Origin of the sequence: Azospirillum brasilense (assembly GCF_007827815.1) — a bacterium.
GTDB classification, from domain to species: Bacteria; Pseudomonadota; Alphaproteobacteria; order Azospirillales; family Azospirillaceae; genus Azospirillum; species Azospirillum brasilense_C.
Window position 1 is genome coordinate 118,133 of the sequence record NZ_VITH01000003.1, and the last position, 26,643, is coordinate 144,775.

The following is a 26,643-nucleotide window of genomic DNA, read 5'->3' on the forward strand; positions in this document are numbered from 1 at the left end:
CAGGGGAGAATCCTGAATGTACACCGACGCGCTTGGTGGCGATGTCCTGTGCCCCGCGTCCTCCATCGAGATCGACCGGGTCGATCGAAGCGGCTGGTACGCCATCCTCGATTCCTTCGACGACGCCAACATCTTCCAAACCTGGGATTATGGCCGCATCGCCCACGCCGGGCGGGAGCTGAGCCACCTGGTCGTGCGGCGCGACGGACGCCCGGTGGCCGCGGTGCAGGTCCTGCTGCGCCGCGTGCCGGGCATCGGCGGCCTGGCGCTGGTCATGTGGGGGCCGATGTGGCACCCGCGCGGCCAGGAGCCGGACCACGCCGCCCTGATGACCGCCCTGCACGCGCTGAAGGCGGAATACACGGACCGGCGGGGCCTGCTGCTGCGCCTTCTGCCCCATGTCTCGCAGGCGGACGGCGCGGCGGTGACGGAGGCCCTGGCCGCGCTGGGGATGCGGTTCCGGGAGGAGAAGGCCCCCTACCGCACCTTCATCACCGACCTGAACGCCGACGAGGCGGGTCTGCGCTCCAACCTGTCCCACCACTGGCGGCGCGGCCTGAACAAGGCCGAGCGGATGGGCATCGAAGTCGTCGAGGGTTCCCACGCCGAACTGCTCGAGACCATCGACGACATCTTCGTCGAGACGCAGCGCCGCAAGGGCTTCAAGGCCTATGACAGCCGCACCTTCACCCGCATCAACGAGGCGCTGCCGCCGCGGCGCAAGATGCGCGCCTTCCTCGCCATGCATGAGGGGCGGCCGGTGGCCGGGGTCGTCGTGTCGCTGTTCGGCACCACCGGCCAGATGCAGAACTCCGCCACGCTGGAGGCCGGGTTGCGGGTCAACGCCGCCTATCTGCTGCAATGGCGGGCGCTGCTGTGGATCAAGGCGAACGGCGGGCTGCGCTACGACCTGCACGGGGTGAACGCCCAGACCAACCCCGGCGTCTACCAGTTCAAGCGCGGCCTCGCCGGCAAGCATCCGGTCGAGACGCTTCACATCGGGACCTTCGAGACGCCCGGCCCCCTGCCCAGCCGCCTGCTGGTCCAGGGCGGCGAGTCGATGCGCACCCACGCCGACCGCTGGAAGACCCAGGCCGGCGCGATGGTCAGCCGGCTGCGCAACTGGAAGCCGACCCAGGCCGAACCCACCCCGGCGGAAGAGATGGACCCCGCCGACGCCGCCGTCCTGGCGAAGGCCCCGACCGGCCCCGCCTGAGGCGGCCCCACCGCAAGGTTGTCCCACCGTGAGATTGAGGGGGAGGGCGTGTTATGATCGGCCTGGAACGGAGGCCGCCCCATGACCAGCGCTCCCCTGATGATGCAGGAGGCCGCAGCCGCGCCCGCGGCGGTGCGTCTCCTGCTCAACTCCGACACCGCGGCGGTGACCGCCCTCGCCGAGCGGCTGCGGGCCGTGCCGCCGCCCTTCGCGATGACCATCGCGCGGGGCAGCAGCGACCACGCCGCCGGCTACGCCCGCTACCTGTTCGAGACGGCGCTGGGGCTGGTCACCGCCTCGGCGGCGCCCTCGGTGGTCACGGCCTATGGGGCAGTGCTGCGGGTGAAGGACGCCTTCGTCCTGGCCATCTCCCAATCGGGCCAGAGCCCCGACCTGCTGCGCGTCGCGGACGCGGCGCGGGCCGGCGGCGCCCTGACGGCGGCGCTGGTCAACGCCGGGGACTCGCCGCTCGCGGAGCGCGTCGCTCATCCCCTGCCCCTTCACGCCGGGCCGGAATTGAGCGTCGCCGCGACCAAGAGCTTCGTCGCCAGCCTCGCCGCCATCGCCCGGCTGACCGCCCTCTGGACGGATGACCGGACGCTTCTCGACGCCCTTCCCCGGCTGCCCGATTGGCTGGAGCGGGCCGGCGCCGCCGACTGGTCGGCGGCGCAGCCAGTGCTGGAGACGGTGTCCAGCCTGCTGATCGTCGCGCGGGGGCGCAGCTATCCCATCGCGCAGGAAATGGCGCTGAAATTCAAGGAGACCGCCGCCGCCCACGCCGAGCCCTTCAGCGCGGCGGAGGTGATGCACGGCCCGATGGCGCTGGTCGAGCCGGGTTTCCCCGTGCTGGTGGTCGCGGTGCGGGACGAGACGCTGGACGGCGTGCTGGACACCGCCCGCGCGCTGAAGCGGGCCGGCGCCCATCTGCTGGTCGCCTCCGCCGATGAGCGGGCGCTCGCCCTGGCCGACACGCCCTTGGCCCTGCCGCCGCCGCTGCACCCGGTGCTGGACCCCATCGCGGCGATCCAGGCCTTCTACCCCTTCATGGCCCGGCTGGCGCTGGCGCGCGGCTTCGACCCCGACCGCCCCCGCCATCTGCGCAAGGTCACCCGGACAGTTTAGGAACGGCCGCGAATCCGCGGCGGTCTTTTCGGCGCCGCCTGCTGCGCGCCATCGCTCCATCACCCCGCACCGCTGCCGGATTGTGAGCCGTCTCCCAAACGAGACGGCATTCTCGTGGCACGACCGAATAATGCAATTAGGAATCACTTGCAACTTCAATTCCAGATTGGCAAAAACTGATATCATCAACCAAATCGGATTGGCGCCCCATGATTGGAAACGCATCGATAGCGGAAACCGTCCTGCACGCGCTGGCTTTGGCTGCGACCGTGGTCGGAATCGTCGGGTTCTACCTTTCGGCTCCGCGCCAGCAATGGCTGAGCCATCCGCTGGCCGGCCGGCGCAGCCGCATGATTGGAGCGCTCGCTCTGCTGGAAGGGTGGCTGCTGTGGTCGGTGGCGATGCATCCGGTGACCGCGCTGTTCACCAGCCTCACCGTCGCGATGCTGCTCCTCACCATCCTGCCCTTCGCCGCTGCCGCCCGCGGAGCCGTGCTCGCGCGCCGGGAGGGCTGAGCGATGACCGACACCTCCTCCACCCGCAACCCGCAGGCCCCGATCCGCGCTGACTGGTGGAGCAAGAGTGTGGCCGGGGTGGTCCTGGGATTCGCGCTCGCCATAGCCCTGTCGGGGCTGTTCGCCTGGATCGGCCCCGGCGGGCCGGCGGCGGTGAACAAGCTGCAATTCGTCATGTGGCTCGTCGTTCCGATCTGGCTGGGGGTGGTCAGCCTCTGCTTCCTGTTCCGCAGCGGGCGTCAGGCCTGGCTGTGGCTGGGCGGCGCCACCGTCCTGGCCCACACGGCGCTGCTCGCCGCGCGCAGCCCGCTGCTGAACTGACTCTCCGCCCCCTCTCCCGCCCTCACAGCCGCGAGCCGAGCCATGGCCATCCGCACCGACGTCGTGCGCCTCTACCGACAGGTCCACACCTGGACCGGCATCCTGACCGGGCTGATCCTGTTCGTCTGCTTCTATGCCGGCGCCCTCACCATGTTCAAGGAACCGCTGGAACGCTGGATCACACCGCCGGCGGCGGTGACGCCGGCAACGCTCGACCGGGCGGAGGATCTGGTCGCCGCCACGCGCGCCTTGCGGCCGGAGGTGCGGGACTTCACCCTGGCGGTGGAACCGGCGCTGGCCGGGGAGGCGCCGCTGCGCCTGACCTGGACGGAGGAACGCTTCGATCCCGCCCCCTGGGCCGCCACCCTGGCGCCGGACGGCAGCGTGACGGTGGAGCAGCTCAACCCGTCCGGCATCGGGCTTCTGGTGGATTTCCTGCACCGCACCGCGGGCGTTCCCGGCGATCTCGACATCGGCACGACGGTGACCGGCATCGCCAGCGCGCTCTACGTCGTGGCCCTGGTGTCGGGCGTCATCATCCTGCTGCCGTCGCTGGTCAAGGATTTCCTGATCCTGCGCGTCACCCGGAACGTGAAGCGGATGTGGCTGGACGCCCACAACCTGCTGGGGTTGATCAGCCTGCCCTTCCACCTCGTCATCGCCCTGTCGGCGGTGGTGTTCGGGCTGCACGACCACATCTACGACACGCTGGACCGCGTGGTCTATGGCGGGCAGATGCGCGCCGTGGCGGCGGCCAGCAGCCCCTTCCGCACCGTGTCGAAGGACATGGGCCCGGCGGGCATGCTGCCGCCGAAGGAGTTCCTGACGCGCGTCCACAGTCTCGCCCCCGGTTTCCGGCCGGTCAGCCTGGAGTATCACGACGCCGGCACGGGGGCCGCCACCGTGCGCGTCTGGGGCCATGATCCGCGCTACCTCGTGCGACGGGAGGGCTTCGTGCTGATGGGGGCGGTGGACGGTCGGATCATCGACACCGAATACATGCCGGGGCACCAGAACGGATGGTCGGCCACCGTCTCCGCCTTCTTCGCGCTGCATTTCGGCAGCTTCGGCGGCGGCATTGTGCGCTGGTCCTACTTCCTGCTCGGGCTGGCCGGGGCGGCGCTGTTCTACACCGGCAACCTGCTGTGGATCGAATCGCGGCGGCGGACGGAGCGGCAGGCGAAGGGCCCGGTCGAGCAGAGCCGCGCCACCCGCCTGCTGGCCGCCGGGACGGTCGGGGTCTGCCTGGGCTGCGTGATCGGCCTGTCGCTGACCATCGCCGCCGGGAAGTGGCTGAGCGGGCTGGTGGACGACCTGCACGCCTGGCATTGGGGCATCTATTACGCAACCTTCCTGGGCGCCTGCGCCTGGGCCTTCCTGCGTGGGGCGTCGCGCGCGGGGGCGGAGCTTCTGTGGGCCAGCGCCGCGGCCAGCGCCGCCATCCCGGCGACCTCGCTGCTCGGGCTCGTCCTGCCGGGCCTATGGCTGTCGGATGGGCTGATCGGAGTCGATCTGGTGGCGCTGGCCGGTGCGCTGGTCTTCGCCGCGATGGCCCGCAGCGCGGAACGGCGCGCCCTGACCGGCTCACGGGACAGCGTCTGGGCCGCCCCGGTTGAGCACCAAGGCTCTGCGATGGGCATCCAGCCGCTGGCCCACCCGGCGGAGTGATTCCCCGCCGACGGCCTGCCCGCTGGGGTGGGAGGCGCCCCGCCCGAAAAACAACCCCGCCGAGTCATAGCCCTTGCAGCGAGAAGGGATATGCCCTAACAATCGAAAGGCGTAATTGAGAATGAATCTCATTATCAATTACTGATTTGCCTAATCAGGGGATATGAGCATGACCAGTCGCACATCGGGGGCGTGTGCAGAGGAAGGAGCGGCGGCGGGCCGTTCCGTGACGTCGATGAAATCCGCAACCATGGTGGGTGCGGCTCTGGCGGCCGCGCTGGCGGGGGGAACGCCGGCGCTGGCCCAGCAGGCCGCCACGGAGGGGACGACCGCCGGGGTCCAGACTTTGGGGCCGGTGACGGTCACCGCGACCGGCACGCCGCAAAGCACGCTGACCGCCCCCGCCTTCACCACCGTCATCACCTCGGAGGATTTGAAGAAGGAGGGCGTCGCCTCCTCCGGCCTGCCGGAGATCCTGAGCCGCTCGGTGGGCGTGAACGACCGCACCGACGCCACCGGCCGTGACGAGGTGGTGATCCGCGGCATGGGCGCCAACTATTCGCTGGTGCTGGTGAACGGGCGCCGGGTGTCCACCTCCGACGCGCTGTGGCGCGGCGGCGACTTCGATTACCACTCGATCCCGATGTCGGCCATCGAGCGGGTGGAGGTCGTGCGCGGCCCGTTGTCGTCGCTCTACGGATCGGACGCCATCGGCGGCGTGGTCAACATCATCACCAAGAAGCCGACCGACAAGTGGTCGGGCGAGATCAACGGCGACTACCGCGTCGTCGAGCCGGGCCGCGGCGGCACCCAGTACCGCACCGGCCTCTACGCCGCCGGCCCGATCGTGGACAAGGTCTCGGCCTCGGTCTCCGCCGAATACTTCAACCGGCAGGCCTGGTACGACGATTCCCGCTATAACGGCGTCGTTCCGGTCCTGGAAAAGAAGAACCTGGCGAACCTGCTGACCACGCTGGCCTTCGACGTGACGGAGAACCAGACGCTGGAGGCCAACTACGGCCTGAACCGCGACAACCGGCCCCGCGGCTATTACGACCGCTGGCTCTCCTCCCAGAAGCAGGAGATCGTCCGCAACACCTTCGGCGCCGCCCACCGCGGCAACTGGGGCTGGGGCGACACGCTGGTGGAGGCCAACTACGAAGACGGCCGCATCGACGACTTCAACTCGTCCTTCAACGCGCCGCAGCAGCGGCACCTGAAGGAGAAGAACCTGTTCCTGCACGGCCGCTCCAACTTCCGGCTCGGCTTCAACCGGCTGACGGCGGGCGCGGAATACCGCAAGCAGACGGTGGAGGACCCCAACACCTTCCTGCAGTCCGGCAAGTCGGAGATCGGGCAGAAGGCGGTCTACCTCCAGGACCAGATCGGGCTGATCGACGGGCTGACCCTGACGGTCGGCACCCGCTACGACCACCACGAGATCTTCGGCGGCGAGTTCACCAGCCGCGCCAACGTCGTCTACGCGCTGACCGACGCGCTGTCGCTGAAGGCCGGCGTCAGCCAGGGCTACAAGGCGCCGGACGCCTACCAGCTCAGCCGCGAATACCGGATCGTGAGCTGCGGCGGCCGCTGCTTCCTGTCGGGCAACCCGGACCTCGAGCCGGAGACCAGCACCAACTACGAGATCGGCCTGGAAACCCGCTATGACCGCTGGGACGGCAGCGTCGTGCTGTTCCACAACAAGGTCAAGGACATGATCCAGGCGGTCTACAACGCCGGGCCGCCGCCCTCCCGCAATTGGAGCAACATCAACAACGTCGACATCTCGGGCGTCGAGGTGACCGGCTCCGTCAGCCTGACTCCGAAGCTGCTGCTGTCGGGCAACTACACCTACCTCTACACCGAGCAGAGCAACGGTGCGGAGTTGGACTACCGTCCGCGCCACAAGATCAACGCCTCCCTGACGTGGCAGGCGCTGGACAATTTCAGCACGTCGGTGTCGACCAGCTACACCGGCCCGCAGTTGCAGGGCACCAGCAAGATGCCCGGCTATACCCTGCTGAACTGGGGCGTCAGCGCCGACGTCACCGAGGCGCTGACCGTCGGGGCCGGCGTCAAGAACATCACCGACGTCATCCTCAGCGAGAAGAACGTCAACTTCACGTCGGTGGAGGTGGGGCGCAACTACTACGTCTCCGCCAACTACCGCTTCTGATCCGCCGCCGCCCGTCCCCGGCTTGCGCCAGGGGCGGGCGCGCCCGCTTATCAAAGACGCCTTCGGTCCCGTTGCCGCGGGCGCCGGTGCCGGAAAGGCCCGCTCTATGACCCTGTCGAACCTTTTCGTCGATGTCAGCCTCCTGAAGACCAACCCCGATTTCCGCCGCGTGCTGATCGCCCGGACGATTTCGCTGATGGCGCTCGGCCTGCTGGCGGTGGCGGTGCCGCTCCAGGTCTACGCCCTCACCGGGTCGAGCCTTCAGGTCGGGATCGCCGCCGCCTGCGACGGCACGGGCATGTTCCTGGGGCTGCTGCTGGGCGGCGTGCTGGCCGACCGGATGGACCGCCGCCGGCTGATCCTCTTCGCCCGCAGCGTCTGCGGCCTGGGCTTCCTCGGGCTGGCGGCCAACGCGGCGCTGCCCTCCCCGTCCCTTCCGGCGATCTACGCCCTGTCCTTCTGGGATGGCTTCTTCGGAGCCATCGGCGTCAACGCGCTGCTGGCGGCGATGCCGCATCTCGTCGGGCGCGCCAATCTGGTGCAGGCCCGCGCGCTGGGCATGCTGTCGATGCGCGTCGCCACCATCCTGTCGCCGGCGCTGGGCGGCCTGCTGATCGCCGGGCTGGGCGTCGGCTGGGTCTATTTCCTCACCGCGCTGGGCACCGGGCTGACCGTTCTGACGCTGCTCGGCCTGCCCCGGATGATGCCGCAGGGCGAGGTCGGGGAGAATCCGCTGCGCGCCATGGCACAGGCCTTCGCCTTCCTCGCCGGCCACAAGGTGATTTTGAGCGTGGTCGCTCTCGGTTGCCTGACCACGGTCGCCACCTCCATCCGCATCCTCTTCCCCGCTCTGGTCGAGGAGGTGTTCGGCGGAGGCGCTTTCGAAACCGGGCTGATGTACAGCGCCGTTCCCATCGGGGCGACGCTGGGCGCCGCGCTCAGCGGCTGGGCCGCGCGGCTGGAGCGTCCGGGACTGGTGATGGGCGGCGCCTGCATGGGCGCCTTCGCCTGCGTCGCCCTGATCGGGGCGGCCGGAAGCCTGTATGTGGCGCTGCCCGTGCTGGTGCTGTTCGGCTACGCCACCTCCATCGCCTCGCTTCTGGAATACAGCATGGTCCAGGGCCACACGCCCGACCGGCTGCTGGGCCGCGTCAACAGCCTGTGGACCGCGCAGGACGTCTTCGGCGACAGCGCCGGCACCATCGGCATGGGCCTGCTGGCGACGCTGCTGAGCCCCGCCGTGGGAATCCTGGCGCTGGGCCTGGGCGCGTTGGCGCTCGCCGCCGCCGTGACCGCCACCGCCACCACAATGCGCGGAGCGCCGATGAGCGATCCCGCCCTGGAAGGAACCGGATGATGGGGAACCGGATGATGACCCGCGCCATGCCGATCCTGCTGACCGCTGCCTTGCTCGCCGCTGCCTATCCCGCCACCGCCCAGACGCGGGTGAAGGTGACGGCAGTGGTCGCCGCCCCCGTCCGCCAGACGCTGCATCTGCCCGGCACGCTGGTGTCGCCGCAGAGCAGCGCCCTGTCCGCCCAGGTCGAAGGCCGGGTGGACGACCTGCTGGTCGAGGCCGGCGACCGGGTTGAGGCCGGGCAACCCCTGCTGCGGCTGGACGACACCGTCGCCCGGCTGGAACTGGAGCGGCTGGAGCATTCCCTGGCCGAGGCCGAGCACCTGCAGCGCGACGCCCTGCGGCTGGCCCGCGAGGCCGAGGCGCTGGCCGGCGTGCAGAGCGTCTCGCAGTCCCGCTACCGCACGCAGCTCGCCCAGGCCGCCATCGAAGAGGCCAAGGTCCGCCAGCTCCGCGCCGCCGTCGCCATCCAGCGGGAGCAGGTGGCGCGTCACGGGCTGACCGCACCCTTCGCCGGGGTGGTCACCGAACGGCGCACCGAACGCGGGCAATGGGTGGGGTCCGGCGGCTCGGTGCTTCAGCTCGCCGCCACCGACCCGTTGCGCGTCGTCGTCGATGTGCCGGAGCGCCAGCACGGGCGCATCGCCGCCGGCACGCCGGTCACCGTTCTGGTCGCCGACGCGCCGGACGGAGTCGGCATCGCCGCGACGGTCGAGCGGGTGGTGCCCGCCGCCGATCCGGTCAGCCGCAGCTTCCGCGTTCATATCGCGCTTCCCAACCCCGAGGGGCGGCTGATGCCCGGCATGTCGGCGCGCGTCGGCGTTGCGCTCGGCCCGGCGCCGGGAACGGCGGAGATCGCGCTCCAGGTTCCGGCGGACGCGGTGCAGCGTCATCCCGACGGCAGCGCCCGCGTCTGGGTGGTGCAGCGTGGTGACGACGGGGCGGTGGCCCGCCCGGTGGCGGTGCGCACGGGCCGCCATTCCGGCGACCATGTGGAGGTTCTCAGCCCCGAGCTTCGCCCCGACGATCTGGTGGTCGTCCAGGGCAACGAGGGCCTGCGCCCCGAGCAGCCGGTGGTCCCGGACATGGTGGGGTGAGGAGTTCAGCCCTCTCCCCTCCGGGGAGAGGGTGCCCGCGAAGCGGGCGGTGAGGGGGTTGCGCTCGGCGGAACGTCCGGCACAAGCGCATCCCCCTCACCCTAACCCTCTCCCCAGAGGGGAGAGGGAAAAAAACGCAAGTATCCTACCCGGAGTCGCGATGACCCGCCTGATCCTGCGCAACCCGCTGGCCGCCTTGGTGTCGGTCCTGATCCTGTGCCTGCTGGGCGCGGTGTCGGTCTTCCGCATTCCGGTGCAGATGATCCCCGACATCAGCCCGCGCCGGATCATGGTGGAAACCAACTGGCCCGGCGCCACCCCGCAGGACGTCGAACAGGAAATCCTGATCGAGCAGGAGAAATACCTGCGCGCCATCCCCGGCCTCGTCCGCCTGTCCTCCAGCGCCGAGTTCGGCGGCGGTCAGGTGGAGTTGGAGTTCCCCTCCGGCACCTCCGTCGACGAGGCGCTGATCCACATCGACAACGCGCTGTCCCAGGTCACCGACTATCCGGAAACGGTGGACCGCCCGCGCATCGTCGCCGAATCCGCGACGGCCGAGCCCTTCCTGTTCTTCGGCGTCGAGCGGCTGGACGGCTCCACCGAGGCAGAATCCATCCAGCGCGAGACCAACTGGATCGAGAACGTCCTGCGCCCGCGGCTGGAGCGTGTGGCCGGCGTGGCGAAGGCCGAGGTGATCGGCGGAGCGGCGCAGGAAATCCACATCCTGCTCGACCCGCTGAAACTCTCCGCCCGCAACCTGAATGTGGGGACAGTGCGCGACGCCGTGCGGGCGCGCAACCGCGACGTCTCCGGCGGCGACCGCGACTTCGGCAAGCGCCGCTATTTCCTGCGCACCATCGGGCGCTTCGCCGACCTGGAGGATCTGGCCGACCTGATCGTCGCGCGCGAGAACGGCACGGCCATCCGCCTGCGCGACGTCGGCTCGGTGACCATGGCGACCCAGGAGGCGCGCAGCGTCGCCTTCGCCGACGGGCGCCCCACCCTGCTCGTCACCATCGGCAAGCGGGCCGGCGCCAACGTCATCGCCGTCAAGGAAGCGGTGACCGAAGCGGTGGAGGAGTTGAATCGCCACGCCCTGAAGGAGCGCGGTCTGTCCATGCGGCTGCTGTCGGAGGACGTGCGCTACATGGAGCGGTCCATCGACAATGTGCTGAGCAACCTGATCGCCGGCAGCGTCCTGGCCGCGGTGGTGCTCCTGCTGTTCCTGCGCTCCATCCCGGCAACCGCGGCGGCGGCGGCGAGCATGCCGGTCTGCACGCTGGCGACCCTGCTGGTCCTGGCCGCCGCCGGGCGCAGCATCAACGTGATCTCGCTGTCCGGCGTCGCCTTCGCCATCGGCATGACGCTGGACAACAGCGTGGTCGCGCTGGACGCCATCGCCCGCCATCTGCGCATGGGCAAGTCGAAGGCCGCCGCGACCGAGGACGGCATCGCCGAGGTGTGGCCGGCGATCCTGTCCTCCACCCTGACCACCGTCCTGGTCTTCCTGCCGGTGCTGTTCATCACGGCGGAGGCCGGGCAGCTCTATTCCGACATCGCCATCGCCATCACCGGCGCCGTCGTCATGTCGATGTTCGCCGCCCTGGTCCTGGTCCCCGTCGTCGCCGGGCGCTGGTCGGTGGCGTCCGCCGCCCCCTCGCACGGGCCGGCCAGGGAGGGCGCTCTGGGCGTCGCGGTGCGCTGGATGCTGCGCAGCGCCCGGCGGGAGCTGGCGATCCTCGCCGCCTCCGCCGCGGCCATGATCGCCGTCATGCTCACCATGGTGCCGCCCGCCGAATATCTGCCGGAGGGCGAGGAGGCCACCGTCTTCAGCTTCATGTCCGCCCCGCCCGGCTACAGCATGGACTCGATGCAGGAGGTCTGGCGGCAGATCGACCCGCTGCTGAGCCGTCAGGTGGGCGCTTCGGACACCGACGCCGAGACCGGCATCCCGCCGCTGCGCGTCAATCTGAGCTTCATCCGGCCCGGCTTCATCCGCTTCGTGACGGAGCCGCTGGACCCCGCCGACACCGACGCGCTGATCGCCAACGTCACCAAGCGGATGCGGGCGATTCCCGGCATGCGCGGCTTCGCCGCGCGCGGGTCGATCTTCTCCGGCAACAGCGGCGGCGCCCGCGCCATCCGGCTGGAGCTGAGCGGCGGCGACCTGACCACGCTCTACGCCACGGCGCTGACGGTGCTCGACCGCGCAGGCGATCTTTTCCCCGACGGGCAGGTCAACAGCGATCCCTCCCCGCCCACGCTGGCCATGTCGCAGCCCTTCCTGGAACTGCATCCGAACTGGGAGCGCGCGGGCGAGATGGGCATCGGGCTGGCCGAGCTTGGCTACACGCTGCGCGCCTATTCGGACGGCGCCTTCGCCGACGAGTATCTGCTGAACGACGAGACGCTGGACATCCAGCTGCGGGTGGCCGGGGGCCTGGGCCGCGACCGCCAGAGCTTCGCCGATCTGGTGCTCCACACCGGCCGCGGCGCCCCGGTGCCGTTGTCCAGCCTCGCCGAGCTTAGGGAAACCGTGGGCTCCTCCAGCATCGCGCGGATCGACGGGTTCCGGACGGTCACCCTGACCATCATCCCGCCGCGGTCGGTGGCGCTGGAATCCGGCATCGCCGCGGTGCGGACCGATCTGGTGGACCGGCTGCGCGCCGAGGGCGTGATTCCCGACGGGATGAGCACCCGCATCACCGGGGCCGGCGGATCGCTGGACGAGCTGCGCTCCGCCCTGACCGGCGGGTTCCTGCTGGCGCTCGCCATCACCTATCTGGTTCTGGTCGCCGTCTTCTCGCACTGGGGCTATCCGCTGATCATCATGGCGGTGGTGCCCACGGGGATCGGCGGCGGGCTGGTCGGGTTGTGGCTCTACAACCTCGTCGCCGGCCTGCCCGGAGGCTTCGGCCCGCCGCAGCCCTTCGACGTTCTGACCATGATGGGCTTCCTGGTGCTGGTCGGGACGGTGGTGAACAACCCCATCCTGATCGTCGAACAGGCCGCCGTGAACCGACGGACGCACGGCATGTCCGGGGCGGAGGCCATCGCCGACGCCTTGCAGAGCCGGTTGCGCCCCATCCTGATCACCACGGTGACGACCATCGCCGGCCTGATCCCGATGGTGGCGGTGTCCAGCGCCGGGACGGAGCTGTACCGCGGGCTGGGGCTGGTCGTGCTGTGCGGCCTGCTGATCTCCAGTCTGGTGACGGTGACGGTCCTGCCCGTCGTGCTGTCCCTGGTCTTCCGCCTGTCCGACCGCTTGGGCGCCAGAACGCACGACCGGAGGGTGGCGGAAGCGGGCGATTAATTCCGAGAGCGAAAAATCCCGCGTCGGTTGCAGAAAGCGCTTGCGTGGGATCGGACATACCCCTATATTGCGAATGAGAATTATTCGCATTTCTTTGTATGCGGACGCCGCTCACGGCCCCGGCAGAACGCCGGTGGTGATTCCCGCGCCCACACGGACCGATGGCGGCGCGCCCTTTTTCCGAACATGTCAACGTCGTCCGCCCTGGCGGATGGACAGTGGAGGCTCGTGTTTCCATGGACGTTCTACCCCTGCCCGCCGGGGAGCGGCCGCTCGGCGGCCGTTCCGACCCGGATTTCGCCTTCGCCTCGCGCGGCCGCGTCCTGAAAGCCTACGGCGTGGATGAGCGGCTGGACGTGGCCCTCGACGACCGTAGCTTCGCCGATGGCCGGTGGGAGGAGGCGCTGGACCGCGCCTTCCGCCGCCGCAAGGCCCAGGGTGTCGAGAATCCCATCCTGGTCGGCGCCGTCCCCTTCGACGGACGCCAGCACGCCCGCCTGTTCATCCCCGAATATTGCGATTACGAGGACGCCGGCCGCATGGCCGCCGACCCCGACCCCGTCGCGCTGAACGCCATCGAGGAGACGGTGGGGCGCAACGCCTTCGAGGCGGCGGTGGCCCAGGCCATCGACCTGTTCCGCGACACCGCGTTGAAGAAGGTCGTTCTGTCGCGCCCGCTCGACGTGGAGGCGCGCGAGTCCTTCGCGCCGGGCCGCCTGCTGCGCGCCCTGCTGCGGCAGAATCCCGGAGCCTACGTCTTCGCGGCCCCGGTCGCCTACGGACAGACCCTGGTGGGAGCGAGCCCGGAACTGCTGATCCGCAAGACCGGACGGACCGTGGTCAGCAATCCCCTGGCCGGGTCCGCCCCGCGCAGCCCGTCCGCCGCGGTGGAGCGCCAGCGCACCGCCGCCCTGCTCGCGTCCACGAAGGACCGGACGGAACACCGCTACGTCGTCGAGGCGGTGCGCGCGGCGCTCGCCGGCCATTGCAGCCTCTTGTCCGTGCCGGACGCGCCCAGCGTGATCCGCACCCCAACCATGCTGCATCTGTCCACCGAACTGACCGGTGAACTGGTCGATCCCGCGGTGTCGTCATTGCGGCTCGCCCACGCGCTGCACCCCACGCCGGCGATCTGCGGCACGCCGACCGGCCTCGCCCGCGACGCCATCGACCGGCTGGAGGGCTACGCCCGCAACTGGTACGGCGGCATGGTCGGCTGGATGGACAGCCGGGGCAACGGCGAATGGGCGCTGTCCATCCGCTGCGGGCTGGTCCGGGGCCGGCACCTGCGGCTCTACGCCGGGGCCGGCGTCGTCGCGGAGTCCGACCCGGCGGCGGAGTGGGAGGAGACGGCGGCCAAACTGACCACCATGCTGAACTTGTTCGGCGTCGCGTCCGCCCGGCCCTCCAACACCGACCTTCCGGTGGAGCTGGCGTCGTGACCATTCCCTTCACGCCCTGGCCCGCCGCGTTCGCGGAACGTTTCCGCGCCAAGGGCTACTGGACCGGCGACCCGCTGACCGACGTGATCGACCGTCACCGGGGTGCGGCGGCGGAGGGCACCGCGATTCTCTGCGGGGAGCGCCGGTTCCGCTACGCCGACCTGCAGAGCCAGTCGTTCCGTCTGGCGGCGGCCTTCCGCGCCCGCGGCCTGCGTCCCGGCGACACGGCGCTGGTCCGCTTGCCCAACCGCGCGGAGTTCTATCTGGTCTTCTTCGCCCTGCTGCGCTGCGGGGTGGTCCCGGTCAATGCGCTGAACAGCCACGGCGTCTATGAGCTGACCGCCTACGCGCGCCAGATCGAACCGGCGCTGGCCGTCCTGCCAGCGGCGGACCAGGCTTTGGTCACCCTGATGACGCAGACCGTCGGGGCGGAGCGGCTGCTCCTGCTCGGCGCTCCGGCGGACGACGGGATCGGCGGCTTCGCCTGGGCCGACGGCGATGCGCTGGCGGAGGAGGAGGCCGGGCCGGACCCGTCCGCCGACTTGGCCGCCGACCCGTCCGGCGTGGCCTTCTTCCAGCTGTCCGGCGGAAGCACCGGCACGCCGAAGCTGATCCCGCGCACCCACGACGACTATCTCTACAGCGTCCGCCGCAGCGTCGCGATCTGCGGGCTGGACGGATCCTGCCGCTTCCTCTGCGCCCTGCCGGTGCCGCACAACTTCACGCTCAGCTCGCCCGGCGCGCTCGGCGTGTTCCACGCCGGCGGCACGGTGGTGATGGCCGGCGATCCCAGCCCGGCGACCTGCTTCCCGCTGATCGCGCGTCACCGCGTCACCTGGGCGGCGCTGGTCCCGCCGATGCTGTCGGTCTGGCTGGAGGCCGCCGGCGGCGGCGAGGACCTGTCCAGCCTGGAGGTCGTCCAGGTGGGCGGCGCCAAGCTCAGCCCGGCCGTCGCCGAGCGGGTGCCGGAGGGGCTGGGCTGCCGCCTCCAGCAGGTCTTCGGGATGGCGGAGGGGCTGGTGAACTACACGCGGCTCGACGACGATCCCTGGACGGTGGTCAACACCCAAGGCCGGCCGATGAGCCCCGACGACGAGATCCGCATCCTCGACGCCGCCGGCCACCCGGTCCCACCCGGCGCGGTGGGGGAGCTGTGGACCCGCGGCCCCTACACCTTTCGCGGTTACTACAAGGCCGACGCGCACAACGCCCGCGTCTTCGACGCCGAGGGCTTCTATTGCAGCGGCGATCTGGTCAGCCTGGCGCCGGGCGGCAACCTCGTCGTCTGCGGGCGCAACAAGGACCAGATCAACCGCGGCGGCGAGAAGATCGACGCGCAGGAGGTCGAGGACCTGCTGGCCGCCCACCCCGCGGTGGGCCATGCCGCCGTCGTCGCCATGCCCGACGCGCTGATGGGCGAGCGGTCCTGCGCCTTCGTGATCGCCCCGCCCGGCACCAAACCGTCGGAGCTGCGCCGCTTCCTGCGCGGCCAGGGGCTGGCCGACTTCAAGCTGCCCGACCGCTTCGTCTTCGTCCCGGACCTGCCCAAGACCGCCGTCGGCAAGGTCGACAAGCAGACCCTGCGCGAGCGGGCGCGCCAAGACAACGCTCTCATGGAAACGACCGCATCATGACCATCCGATCCATCGCTCCCTACGCCCTGCCCACCGCGGCGGAGCTGCCGCAGGACAAGCTGTCCTGGAGCGTCGACCCCGCCCGCGCGGTCCTGCTGATCCACGACATGCAGGACTATTTCGTCGGCTTCTACGGTGCGGCAAACCCGGCCATCGTCGGTTGCATCGACCGGATCGTCCGGCTGAAGCGCCATCTGAAGGCGCTGGGCGTGCCGGTCGTCTACACGGCCCAGCCGCCGGTGCAGACCGACGCCGACCGCGGCCTGCTGAACGACCTGTGGGGGCCGGGCCTGACGGCCAAGCCGGACCTCGCCGGCATCGTCGCCCCGCTGGCTCCGGACGCCGACGACCGGGTGCTGACCAAATGGCGCTACAGCGCCTTCTTCCGCGCCCCGCTGGCCGAGATGATGGCGGAGGCCGGGCGCGACCAGCTCCTGATCGGCGGGATCTACGCGCACATCGGCGTGATGCAGACGGCGCTGGACGCCTTCATGCGCGGCATCAAGCCCTTCCTGGTCGCCGACGCCATCGCCGACTTTTCGCGCGAGGATCACATGATGGCGCTGCGCTACGTCGCGCGCAACGCCGGGCGGACGATCCATTCCGACAGCCTGCTGGCCGCCCCCGCGGCGGTGCTGAGCAAGGACGGGCTGCGGCGCATTCTGCTCGCCTCGCTCGACGAGGTGCCGGGGGACGACGACAACCTGATGGATTTCGGCCTCGACTCCATCGCGGTGATGCAGGTGGTGGACCGCTGGAAGGCAGCGGGCGTCGAGATCGGCTTCGCCGAACTGGCCGCGCAGCCGAGCATCAACGGCTGGTGGGCGCTGATCGAGCCCCGGCTGGCCGCGTCCGGGCGCGTGGCGGCATGACGGACTTCGCGGGCCGGACCGCCTGGGTGACCGGCGCCGGGCAAGGCATCGGGCGGGCCGTGGCCGACCTGTTCCACGCCCGCGGCGCCACCGTCGTCGCCTTCGACCGCCATTGGCACGACAGCGGCGAGCGGCCCTACCGCGCCGTGACGCTGGACATCGCCGACGCCGACGCGGTGGCCGGAGCCTGCGAGGCCTTGTTCGCCGAGGGCACGCGGATCGACGTCCTGGCCAACGTCGCCGGCATTCTGCGCATGGGACCGGTGGAGGCGACGACCGACGCCGATTGGCGCGACAGCTTCGCCGTCAACGTGGCCGGTCCCTTCCACATGATGCGGGCGGTGATCCCGGCCTTCAAAAGCGGCGGGAACGGCGGCGCCATCGTCAGCGTGTCGTCCAACGCCGCCCATGTGCCGCGGATCGGCATGGCCGCCTACGGCGCGTCGAAGGCCGCGCTGACCAGCCTGACCATGACGGTGGGGCTGGAACTGGCGCCCTACGGCGTGCGCTGCAACGTCGTCTCCCCCGGTTCCACCGACACGCCCATGCAGCGCGCGCTGTGGAGCGGGCCGGACGGCGCGGCGCAGACCATCCAGGGCAATCCCGGCCAGCACAAGCTTGGCATCCCGCTCGGCAAGCTCGCCACGCCGCGCGACGTGGCGGAGACGGTGGTCTTCCTCGCCTCGCCCGCCGCCGGCCACATCACGCTGGCCGATCTGCTGGTGGACGGCGGGGCGACGCTGGGGCGCTAGCCTTTTCATTTCAGGGACGTACCCGATGACCAACGACCAGTATGTGAACCCCTTCGACGACGAGAGTCACGACTTCCTGGCGCTGGCGAACGACGCCGGCCAGTTCAGCCTGTGGCCGTGCTTCGCCGCGGTGCCGGAGGGCTGGACCGCCGTCTTCGGCCCCGCCGGGCGCGCCGCCTGCCTCGACCATATCGAGGCCGCCTGGACCGACCTCACCCCCGCCGCCGCCTGACGGCTTTTCAAAGCACTTATGAGGACAGGGCCATGCGCATCATCCCCCTGCTGGGCACGCAACTGGGCATCTGGCTGGCGGATCAGGTCGCGGCCCGGAAGAACGCCTATGTCATCGCCCATGCCATCGAGCTGAACGGCGCCATCGACGCCGCGCGCCTGTCCCAGGCCATCCAAGACGGGCTGGCAGAGGCCGACACGGTGACCGCGCGCTTCGCCGAGCGGGACGGCCGCGTCGTCCAGATTCTGGGCGGCGATGCGGTGGCCGAGCCGGAGCGTCTGGACCTGACCACCGCAGCCGACCCAGAGGCTGCGGCGCGCGCCGTCATGGCCGACGATCTGGCCGGCGACCTGCCCGCCGACGGCGAGCGCCCGCTGTGCCGCCAGATCCTGTTCGACGTCACCGGGGCGGACGGGGCGCCCCGCTGGATCTGGTACCAGCGCTATCACCACATCATGCTGGACGGTTACAGCTTCAACGCGCTGACTCGCCGCATCGCGGATTTGTACGGCGCATCCAGGCAGGGGCGGGCGCCGGCCCCTTGCCCCTTCGTCTCCGTCGCCGCGGTGGCGGAGGAGGAAGCGGCGTATCTCGAATCCGACGCGCTGCCTCGCGACCGCGCCTATTGGAGCGGGCTGTGCCAGGATTTTCCGGCGCCGCTGACCCTCTCGGTCCGGGGCACCAAGCCGGCCGAACAGCAGGCCACGTCGGAGGTGGTGGCCCACACCGCCGCCCTGCCCGACCCGCTGGCCCGCGCGCTTGGCACGCTGGCGGAGACGTGCGGCGTGTCGGTCGCCGATCTGGCGATGGCCGGCATCGCCATCTATCTGTACCGGCTGTCCGGCGATCCCCGCCCGGTGGTGGGCGTGCCCTTCATGCGGCGCATGGGCTCCGCCGCCGTCCATTCCGTGGCTCCGGTGGTCAACGTGCTGCCGGTGCGCATCGACCTGACCGGGGCCGGCACGCTGGCCGAGGCCGCCGGACGGGTGCGGGCCGCGCTGCGGGAGGCGCGCCGGCACCAGCGCTACGACGCGGAGCGCATCCCCCGCGATCTGGGTCAGGTCGGGTCGGGAAAGGCGCTCTACGGCCCGGTGGTCAATTACCGCCTGTTCGATTACGACCTCGACTTCGCGGGTGTGGAGGCGATCACCCACCATCTGGCGACGGGTCCGGTGGACGACTTCGAGTTCGGCCTGATGACCCGCGGCGGTGGCATCGCGCTGGAGCTGCGCGCCGACCGCACGCGCTACGACGCCGCCGAACTGGCCCGCCACGCCCGGCGCTTGGCCCGGCTGCTCGATGCCGCGGCGGCCGGCGCTCCGCTGGACGGCCTGTCGGTGATGGACGCCGACGAGGAAGCGGCCATCGCCGCTTGGTCCAGTGGTCCCGTCTTCGCCGCGCCGGAGCGCCCGGCGACCCTGGTGGAGGTCCTGGACCGCCAGTCCGCCGAGACGCCGGAGGCCACGGCGCTGGTGTTCGGCGACACCCGCATCACCTTCGCGGAGCTGTCGGGGGCGGTGTCGCGGCTGGCCCGGTTGCTGATCGCGCGCGGCGTCGGCCCCGGCGACGTGGTGGCGGTGGCGGTGCCGCGCTCCGCCGACGCGGTGGTTGCCATGCTGGCGGTTCTGGCGAGCGGCGCCACCCATCTGCCGCTGGACCTCGACTATCCCAGCGAACGGCTGGCGATGATGTGCGAGGACGCCGGTCCGCGCTGCGCGCTGACCTGGACCACGGTGGCCGGGCGGCTGCCCGCCGGGCTGGAGGCGCTGTGCCTGGACGACGCCGACCTGCCGGCCGTCTGCGCCGCCCTGCCCGGTGGACCCGTCGCGGCGGCGGAACGCAAGGCGCACCTGACGCCGGCCCACGTCGCCACCATCATCTTCACTTCCGGCTCCACCGGGCGCCCGAAAGGGGTGATGAACACCCACGGCGCGCTGCTGAACCTGCTGCTGTCCCACACGGCAACAGTCTACGGGCCGGCGCTGGAGGCCGTCCGGCGCCGCCACGGCGCGCGTGCCTTGAGGGCCGCGCACACCCACTCCTTCGCCTTCGATTCCTCCTGGCTGCAAATCTTCTGGATGCTGCTGGGGCAGGAGCTTCACGTCTTCGACGAGGAGATGCGGCGCGACGCCCACGCGTTGGTGCAGGAGGTGCGGGGCCGGCGCATCGACGCCATGGACCTGCCGCCCTCGTTCTGCGCGCAGATGCTCGCCTGCGGCCTGATGGAGCCGGGGCACCACCAGCCGACGCTGATCCTGATCGGCGGCGAGGCGGCCTCCCCCGCCCTGTGGACGGACCTCCGCGGCCATGCCGGCCTGATGGCGGTCAACCTCTACGGCCCGACCGAGAACACGGTGGACACGCTGCGCGCGTCCGTCACGGTGGCGGAGCGACCGGTGGTCGGGCGCCCGGTCGGCAATGCGCGGGTCCATGTGCTGGACACCCGGCTGCGCCCGGTGCCGGTGGGCACGGTGGGGGAGCTCTACATCGGCGGCGCCGGTCTGGCCGCGGGCTATGTGGGCCGTCCGGGGCTGACCGCCCAGCGCTTCGTCGCCGATCCCTTCGGATCGGGCGGACGTCTTTACCGGACCGGCGATCTGGTGCGCTGGACCGACGACGGGCAGATCGACTTCATCGGGCGCGCCGACCACCAGATCAAGGTCCGCGGCTACCGCATCGAGATCCCGGAGGTGGAGGCTGCCCTGCACCGCCTGCCCGGCGTGTCCGGCGCGCTGGTGGTGGCGGAGGCGGTGAACGGCAGCCACCGGCTGATCGCCTACTGCACCCTCGCCGAAGGGGCGGATCGGACGTCCCGTGACCTGCTGCATGGATTGCGCGAGCGGCTGCCCGACTACATGGTGCCCTCGGCGCTGGTGGTGCTGGACGCCTTCCCGCTGACCGTCAACGGCAAGGTGGACCGCGCCCGTCTGCCAGCCCCGGCGGCGGAGACCGGTGGCGCGGTTCCCGCCACCCCGGCCGAGGCGCTGCTCTGCCGCGCCATGGCGACGGTTCTGCAGTTACCGTCGGTGGGCGCGGATGCCGATTTCTTCGCGCTGGGCGGCGACAGCATCAGCGCCATCGCGCTGGGCAGCGCGCTGCGCGCCCATGGGTTCGAGCTGCGTCCCCGCGACGTCTTCGCCGGGCGCGACCCGCGGCGCATGGCGCTCGCTCTGAAGGCGCTGGTTCCGGAACGCCGGACCGCCACGGCGCCGCCCGCCGTCGATCCGACGGCGCTGGAGGCCCGTAACGGCCCGGTCGCGGCGGCGGTGCCGCTGCTGCCCCTGCAGAAGGGCATGCTGTTCCAGAGCCAGCTTGGCGGAAAGGCCAGCGCCTACAACGCCTTCACCGCGCTCAACCTCGACGGGCCGCTGGACGCGGAGCGGCTGGAACGGGCCTTCGACGCGGTGCTGCGCCGTCACCCACAGCTTGCCGGGCTGTTCGACCATGACGCCAACGGCGAGCCGCTGCTGGTCGTCCCCGCCCTGCCGGACGGCGGTGCCGGGCTGTGGCCCTTCGAGCAGCACGACCTGTCGGACGAAGCGCCGGAAGCCCGAGCCACAGAGTTGGCCCGCATCGAGGCCGCGGCGGCGGAGCGCGCCAACCCGACCGACCGCTTCCTGGGTCTGGTGAAGGCCATCCTCATCCGCACCACGCCGGACCGTCATCGGCTGCTGATCGCCGTGCATCATCTGGTGGTGGACGGCTGGTCGACGCCGTTGCTGCTGCGCGACCTGCTGACCGCCTATGGACAGGGTCCCGGCGCGCTGACGCCCCTGGCCATCGGCTATCCGGCGGTGGTCCACGGCCTGCTGGCCCGTGACCTGTCCGCAAGCCGGGACGCCTGGGGCGCGGCGCTGGCCGGGGCTACCCCGACCGTCCTGTTTGACCCGGCCCGGTCCGGTGGCGACGCGCCGATGGAGGAATCGGAACTGGCCCTGCCGGCGGAGCTGACCGACGCCCTCCTCTCCCGGCTGCGGGCGGAGGGGCTGACCCTGAACGCGCTGATGCAAGCGGTGTGGGGATTGGTTCTCGGCAATCTGGCGGGGCGCGACGACGTGCTGTTCGGCACGCCGGTCTCCGGACGCTCCGCCGCCGTTCCCGGCCTGGAGGAGCAGGTCGGCCTGTTCCTGAACACGGTGCCGGTGCGGGTGGCGCTGGACCCGGCGCGGCCGCTGTGGGAACAGCTTCCGGCCATCCAGGAGCGCCACATCGCGCTGATGGAGCATGACGGGTTGGGCCTGTCGGAGCTTCAGGCGATGGCGGGCGGCGCCGCGCTGTTCGACACGCTGCTGGTCGTGGAGAACTACCCGGACAGCGGATGCGAATCCCTCGACCTCGGCGGCGTCCGCGTCTCCACCGTCCACAACCGCGGTTACAGCCACTACCCGCTCGCCCTGCTGGTCCTGCCGGGCCGGGAACTGACCCTGCTGGTGGAGAACCGCAGCGCAGTGCCCGACGCGAGGGCGCTGGCGGAGCGGGTCCGCGGCTTGCTGGCCACGCTGGCCCGCCATTCCGAGACGCCAGTCGCCGCCTTGCCGACCCTGACGGAGGGGGAGCGGCGGCACCTCGCCGCGGTGAACGCCACCACGCGGCCGGTGCCCCGGACCACGCTGCGCGACCTCCTCGTTGCGCAGGCGGCGCGCACGCCGGACGCCCTCGCCCTGGTCGACGAACGGGAGAGCCTGACTTTCCGCGCCGTTCGGCGGCGGGTGACCGCTCTGGCCGGACGGCTGCGCGCCCTGGGGGTGCGTCCCGGCGACGTGGTGGCGGTGGGCGTACCGCGCTCCGCGTCCCTCAGCCTGTCGATCCTCGCGGCCATCGAGGCGGGAGCGGCCTATCTGCCGCTCGACCTCGGCTATCCGGCGGAGCGGCTGGCCTTCATGCTGTCCGACGCCCGCCCGCGGGTGCTGATGACCGACGCGGCCTCGCGCCCGCTGTTCGGCGACGCGGTGCCGGTGCTGTCCGTCGATGAGGACGGCGGGGCGGTGGACGAGACGCCTGTTCCCGCGGACGGGCTGACGCCGGAGCACCCGGCCTACATCATCTACACCAGCGGCACCACCGGACGACCCAAGGGCGTGGCGGTGTCGCACGGCGCCATCGTCAACCGCATCCTGTGGATGCAGAACGAGTATCCCCTGGGACCGGACGACGCGATCCTGCAGAAGACGCCCTGCGGCTTCGACGTGTCGGTGTGGGAATTCTTCTGGTCCTTCCTGGTCGGGGCAAGGCTGGTCATGGCGCCGCCCGAGGCCCACCGCGACCCGGCGGCGCTGGTCCGGCTGATCGAGGATCACCGCATCACCACGATCCATTTCGTGCCGTCGATGCTGGCCCTGTTCACCGCCAGCGTGATCGAAAGCCACGGCCCCGAAACGCCCGTCTGCACCAGCCTGACCCGCGTCTTCTGCAGCGGGGAGGCGCTGGGGCGGGGTCTGTCGCGCGCCTTCACCGGCCGCTTCAGCGCGGAATTGCACAACCTCTACGGCCCGACCGAGGCGGCGGTGGACGTCACCCATTGCCCAGCCTCCGGCGCCGGGATCGAGGGGGACGGCGGCGTCCCCATCGGCCGGCCGGTGTGGAACACGCAGCTCCGCATCCTCGACCACGCCCTGCGCCCGGTGCCGCCGGGCGCGGTGGGGGAGCTGTATCTGTGCGGCGACCAACTCGCCATCGGCTATCTGGGGCGGCCCGGCCTGACCGCGTCGCGCTTCGTCGCCGATCCCTTCGATCACGGGCGGCGCATGTACCGCACGGGCGACCTCGCCCGCTGGCTGCCGGACGGCGCGGTCGAGTATCTGGGCCGCACCGACCATCAGGTGAAGATCCGCGGCCAGCGCATCGAGCTGGGCGAGATCGAAAGCGCGCTGGGCGCCCTGCCCGGCGTCGCCCAGGCGGTGGTGACCGCCGCGGAGCTGGGCGGAGGCGCGTCAGACCCCGGCATGGACCGGCGCCAGCTCGTCGCCTATCTCGTCCCGGCGGCGGACCATGCGCTGGACGAGGCGGCCCTCCGCGCCGCCCTGCGGGACACGCTGCCCTCGCACATGCTGCCCGCCGCCTACGTGACGCTGGCCGCCCTGCCCCTGTCGCCGAACGGCAAGCTTGACCGCAAGGCGCTGCCCCTGCCCGCGGTGGGTGCCCAGGCCGCCGCCGCGGGCCGTCCACCGGCGCCAGGACTGGAAAGCCGTCTGGCCGCCATCTTCGCCGAACTGCTGGAGTTGGAGCGGATCGGCGTGGACGACGATTTCTTCGCCATCGGCGGCCATTCGCTGTTGGCGATGCGGCTGGCGGCGCGCATCCGCAGCGACCTGGGCCAGCCGGTGGCGGTCAGCCAGATCATGGTCGCACCCACCGTCGCCCGGCTGGCCGCCCTGTTGTCCGAAGCGGGCGGGCGGGACGAGCCGGAGAATCTCGGTTTCGCGCCGGTGATCCGCCTGCGCGACGGGTCGGGGCCGCCGCTGGTCTGCCTCTATCCGGGCTCGGGCCTGTCCTGGCAGTACAGCGTGCTGTCGCGCTATCTGGGCGGCGACCGGCCCATCATCGGGCTGCAATCCCCCCGCCCCAACGGCCCGCTGGCGCTCAGCGCCGACCTCGACGAGTTGTGCGACCGCCAGCTCGCCATCCTGCGCGAGGTCCAGCCGCAGGGCCCCTACCATCTGCTGGGCTATTCGCTTGGCGGCACGGTTGCCTATGGGCTGGCGGTGCGTCTGCGACGGCTGGGCGAGCGGGTGGACTTCCTCGGCCTGCTCGACACCTACCCAGCGGAAGCCCACGACTGGAGCGGGCTTGGCCGCGCCGACGCCGACCAAGCGGCGGAACGGGAACAGGAACAGTTCCTCGGCGACGCCCTGGCCGATGTGATGGACGAGGCTCTGCGGCGGGAAAAGGTGGAAATGTTCAGCCACATCTTCGGCAACTACAAGGACGCTGTGCGGGTCCTGTCCAAGGCCGTCACCCCGACCTACGACGGCGAACTGACGCTGTTCGTGGCGGAAAGATCCATCCCACCGGAGATCGACCCGGAGGGAAGCTGGGCGGGCCGCGTCGGGCGCCTGTCCGTCCATCGCCTGTCCCATTGCTCGCACGAGGACATCATCGCCCCGGCCTCGCTTCGGATCGTCGGGCCTCTGCTCGACCGGGTGATTGCGGCGGCCACCACCGCCGATGCGGAACCGGTCCATGCTGCGGTGGGCGTGCGAAGCGCCTGATGCTCATGGAACACATGAAGCGCCTGATGCTGCTGGGGATGGTCATGATGATTCCGAACGGCTGCGCGGGGATGCCGGACCGCTCCCCGCTCGTCGTGGACGTTCCCATCTCCGGGACGGAGCGCGACGCCGTGCATTCGCTGGCTCTCGATGACGGCGACTATGTGGAAGGCACGCTTGATTCGGGAACGGACGCCGCGGATCTGCGGCTGATCGACACGGAGGGGCGCCCCATCCGATTGCTGCTGAACGGCACGGCGGGGCGGGAGGTCTTCCGTTTCGTCGCCGGGCCCGGCATGGCGGCGCTGCGGGTCACGCTGCGCGGGGCCGGCGGCTATCGGCTGGCGCTGACCCGGCGCATCGCCGTGGCCGACCAGCGCCCTGTCCCCCCGGGGCATCTGAGCCCGACCATCGCCGCCCTGGCGGAAACGGTGACGCGCGGCGGCGGCACCGAGGCCTTCTGGCAGGACATGGCCCGGCGCGGCACACCGTTGATCGAGCCGGTGACCGACGCTGCGGAATCGGAGCGGGTCACGATGACCTTTCTGGCACGGGGGGCGCGCCGCAATGTGCGCCTGCTCGGCGGCCCGAACTCCCGCCATGAGAATCTTGAACGCCTCGGCGGCAGCGACGTCTGGTTCAAGAGCTACGTCGTCCCCGCCGCTACCCGGCTGTCCTACCAGATCGCGCCGGACGTGCCGGACGTTCCCGGCACCTGTCGTGAATGCCGGATGGCGATCCTGTCGCAGCTTCAGGCCGATCCGCTGAACCACCGGCCCTGGCCGGTCGACGCTCCCGACCGCTACAACCAGGTCTCCCTGGTCGAGTTGCCCGGCGCCCCACCCCAGCCCGGCCTGGAAGGCGGCTGGGCCGAACCGGCGGGACGGCTGGTCGGCGAGCGGTTCGCCAGCCGCATCCTGGGCAACACGCGTGATATCGCGCTCTACACGCCGCCCGGCGTTGATCCGAAGGGGAAGGACACGGTCCTGCTGCTGCTGTTCGACGGGCCGGACTATCTCGACCGGCAGGCGCCGGTTCCGACCATGCTCGACCGGCTGACCGGCGATGGCCGCCTGCCGCCGACCGTCGCCGTCTTCATCGCCAACCCAACGTCCGAGGCGCGGGAACGCGAATTGCCGGCCAATCCCGCCTTCGCCGCGATGCTCGCCGACGAGCTTCTTCCTTGGTTGGGGGAGCGGATGGGCATCCGGTTCCGGCCCGACCGCACCGTTCTGGCCGGGTCCAGCTATGGCGGGCTGGCCGCGGTGTCCGCGGCGCTGGCCCACCCGGACCGGTTCGGAAACGCGCTTTCCCTGTCCGGCTCCTTCTGGTGGCATCCGGCCGACGCGCCGCCGGATCGTCCGGAGCATATGGCCGGCCTCGTGGCGTCGCGCGAACGGCGTCCGGTGCGCTTTTTCCTCAGCGCCGGCCTGTTCGAGGGCGGGAGCGACGGTGACATCGGCATCCTCGAAAGCTCCCGCCATCTGCGGGACGTTCTGGAGGCCAAGGGCTACGAGGTCACCTACCGCGACTATGCCGCCGGGCACGACCGGTTCGCTTGGCGCGGCGCGCTGGGCGACGGGCTAATGGCGCTGTTCGGGCACTGATCCGAGACCTCCGCCGCTGTGCGCCACGCCGTCGACCGAGGTGAACTGGTCCCCGGCTTGGCACCGGGCGCCTTGCCCAGCGCTCCGACGCCCAATTCCAATTTCATC

The 26,643-nt window shown here is 71.0% G+C and carries 16 protein-coding genes; all 16 read left to right on the forward strand.

Going from position 1 to position 26,643, the window contains the following annotated elements; genetic code table 11:
* Window positions 1-16: 16 nt before the first annotated feature.
* Window positions 17-1,216, forward strand: coding sequence for a lipid II:glycine glycyltransferase FemX (locus FBZ83_RS07380; protein WP_145681846.1), 1,200 nt, complete (start codon window positions 17-19; stop codon window positions 1,214-1,216).
* Between the two features lie 81 nt (window positions 1,217-1,297).
* Window positions 1,298-2,338 carry an SIS domain-containing protein gene (locus FBZ83_RS07385; RefSeq protein WP_145681847.1) on the forward strand — a complete coding sequence of 347 codons (1,041 nt, stop codon included), beginning with the start codon at window positions 1,298-1,300 and terminating at the stop codon, window positions 2,336-2,338.
* Between the two features lie 209 nt (window positions 2,339-2,547).
* Window positions 2,548-2,853 carry a hypothetical protein gene (locus tag FBZ83_RS07390; protein WP_211111448.1) on the forward strand — a complete coding sequence of 102 codons (306 nt, stop codon included), beginning with the start codon at window positions 2,548-2,550 and terminating at the stop codon, window positions 2,851-2,853.
* Between the two features lie 3 nt (window positions 2,854-2,856).
* Complete coding sequence (locus FBZ83_RS07395; RefSeq protein WP_145681848.1) at window positions 2,857-3,174, forward strand: hypothetical protein; 318 nt, start codon at window positions 2,857-2,859, stop codon at window positions 3,172-3,174.
* A gap of 42 nt (window positions 3,175-3,216) precedes the next feature.
* Window positions 3,217-4,842, forward strand: coding sequence for a PepSY-associated TM helix domain-containing protein (locus FBZ83_RS07400; RefSeq protein ID WP_145681849.1), 1,626 nt, complete (start codon window positions 3,217-3,219; stop codon window positions 4,840-4,842).
* Between the two features lie 235 nt (window positions 4,843-5,077).
* Window positions 5,078-7,018, forward strand: a complete 1,941-nt coding sequence (locus FBZ83_RS07405) for a TonB-dependent receptor domain-containing protein (RefSeq protein WP_247888198.1) — start codon at window positions 5,078-5,080, stop codon at window positions 7,016-7,018.
* Window positions 7,019-7,124: 106 nt separating this feature from the next.
* A complete protein-coding gene (gene entS, locus FBZ83_RS07410; protein ID WP_145681850.1) occupies window positions 7,125-8,375 on the forward strand; it encodes an enterobactin transporter EntS in 1,251 nt (416 codons plus the stop codon).
* The gene (locus FBZ83_RS07415) at window positions 8,372-9,472 is read left to right on the forward strand and encodes an efflux RND transporter periplasmic adaptor subunit (RefSeq protein WP_247888199.1); all 1,101 of its coding nucleotides are present in this window, start codon (window positions 8,372-8,374) and stop codon (window positions 9,470-9,472) included. Before entS ends, FBZ83_RS07415 begins: the two co-directional genes overlap by 4 nt.
* A gap of 160 nt (window positions 9,473-9,632) precedes the next feature.
* Window positions 9,633-12,788, forward strand: coding sequence for an efflux RND transporter permease subunit (locus FBZ83_RS07420; RefSeq protein ID WP_145681851.1), 3,156 nt, complete (start codon window positions 9,633-9,635; stop codon window positions 12,786-12,788).
* A gap of 236 nt (window positions 12,789-13,024) precedes the next feature.
* Window positions 13,025-14,230 carry an isochorismate synthase gene (locus tag FBZ83_RS07425; protein ID WP_145681852.1) on the forward strand — a complete coding sequence of 402 codons (1,206 nt, stop codon included), beginning with the start codon at window positions 13,025-13,027 and terminating at the stop codon, window positions 14,228-14,230.
* Entirely contained in the window at window positions 14,227-15,864 is a 1,638-nt protein-coding gene (locus FBZ83_RS07430) for a (2,3-dihydroxybenzoyl)adenylate synthase (RefSeq protein WP_145681853.1), read from the forward strand. Before FBZ83_RS07425 ends, FBZ83_RS07430 begins: the two co-directional genes overlap by 4 nt.
* Window positions 15,861-16,736 carry an isochorismatase family protein gene (locus tag FBZ83_RS07435; protein WP_145681854.1) on the forward strand — a complete coding sequence of 292 codons (876 nt, stop codon included), beginning with the start codon at window positions 15,861-15,863 and terminating at the stop codon, window positions 16,734-16,736. Before FBZ83_RS07430 ends, FBZ83_RS07435 begins: the two co-directional genes overlap by 4 nt.
* Entirely contained in the window at window positions 16,733-17,488 is a 756-nt protein-coding gene (gene dhbA / locus FBZ83_RS07440; protein WP_145681855.1) for a 2,3-dihydro-2,3-dihydroxybenzoate dehydrogenase, read from the forward strand. Before FBZ83_RS07435 ends, dhbA begins: the two co-directional genes overlap by 4 nt.
* 25 nt (window positions 17,489-17,513) lie before the next feature.
* Complete coding sequence (locus tag FBZ83_RS07445) at window positions 17,514-17,720, forward strand: MbtH family protein (protein WP_145681856.1); 207 nt, start codon at window positions 17,514-17,516, stop codon at window positions 17,718-17,720.
* A gap of 32 nt (window positions 17,721-17,752) precedes the next feature.
* On the forward strand, window positions 17,753-24,928 hold the full coding sequence (locus FBZ83_RS07450) for a non-ribosomal peptide synthetase (RefSeq protein ID WP_145681857.1): 7,176 nt from the start codon (window positions 17,753-17,755) through the stop codon (window positions 24,926-24,928).
* On the forward strand, window positions 24,928-26,535 hold the full coding sequence (locus FBZ83_RS07455) for an alpha/beta hydrolase-fold protein (protein WP_247888200.1): 1,608 nt from the start codon (window positions 24,928-24,930) through the stop codon (window positions 26,533-26,535). Before FBZ83_RS07450 ends, FBZ83_RS07455 begins: the two co-directional genes overlap by 1 nt.
* Window positions 26,536-26,643: the final 108 nt, after the last annotated feature.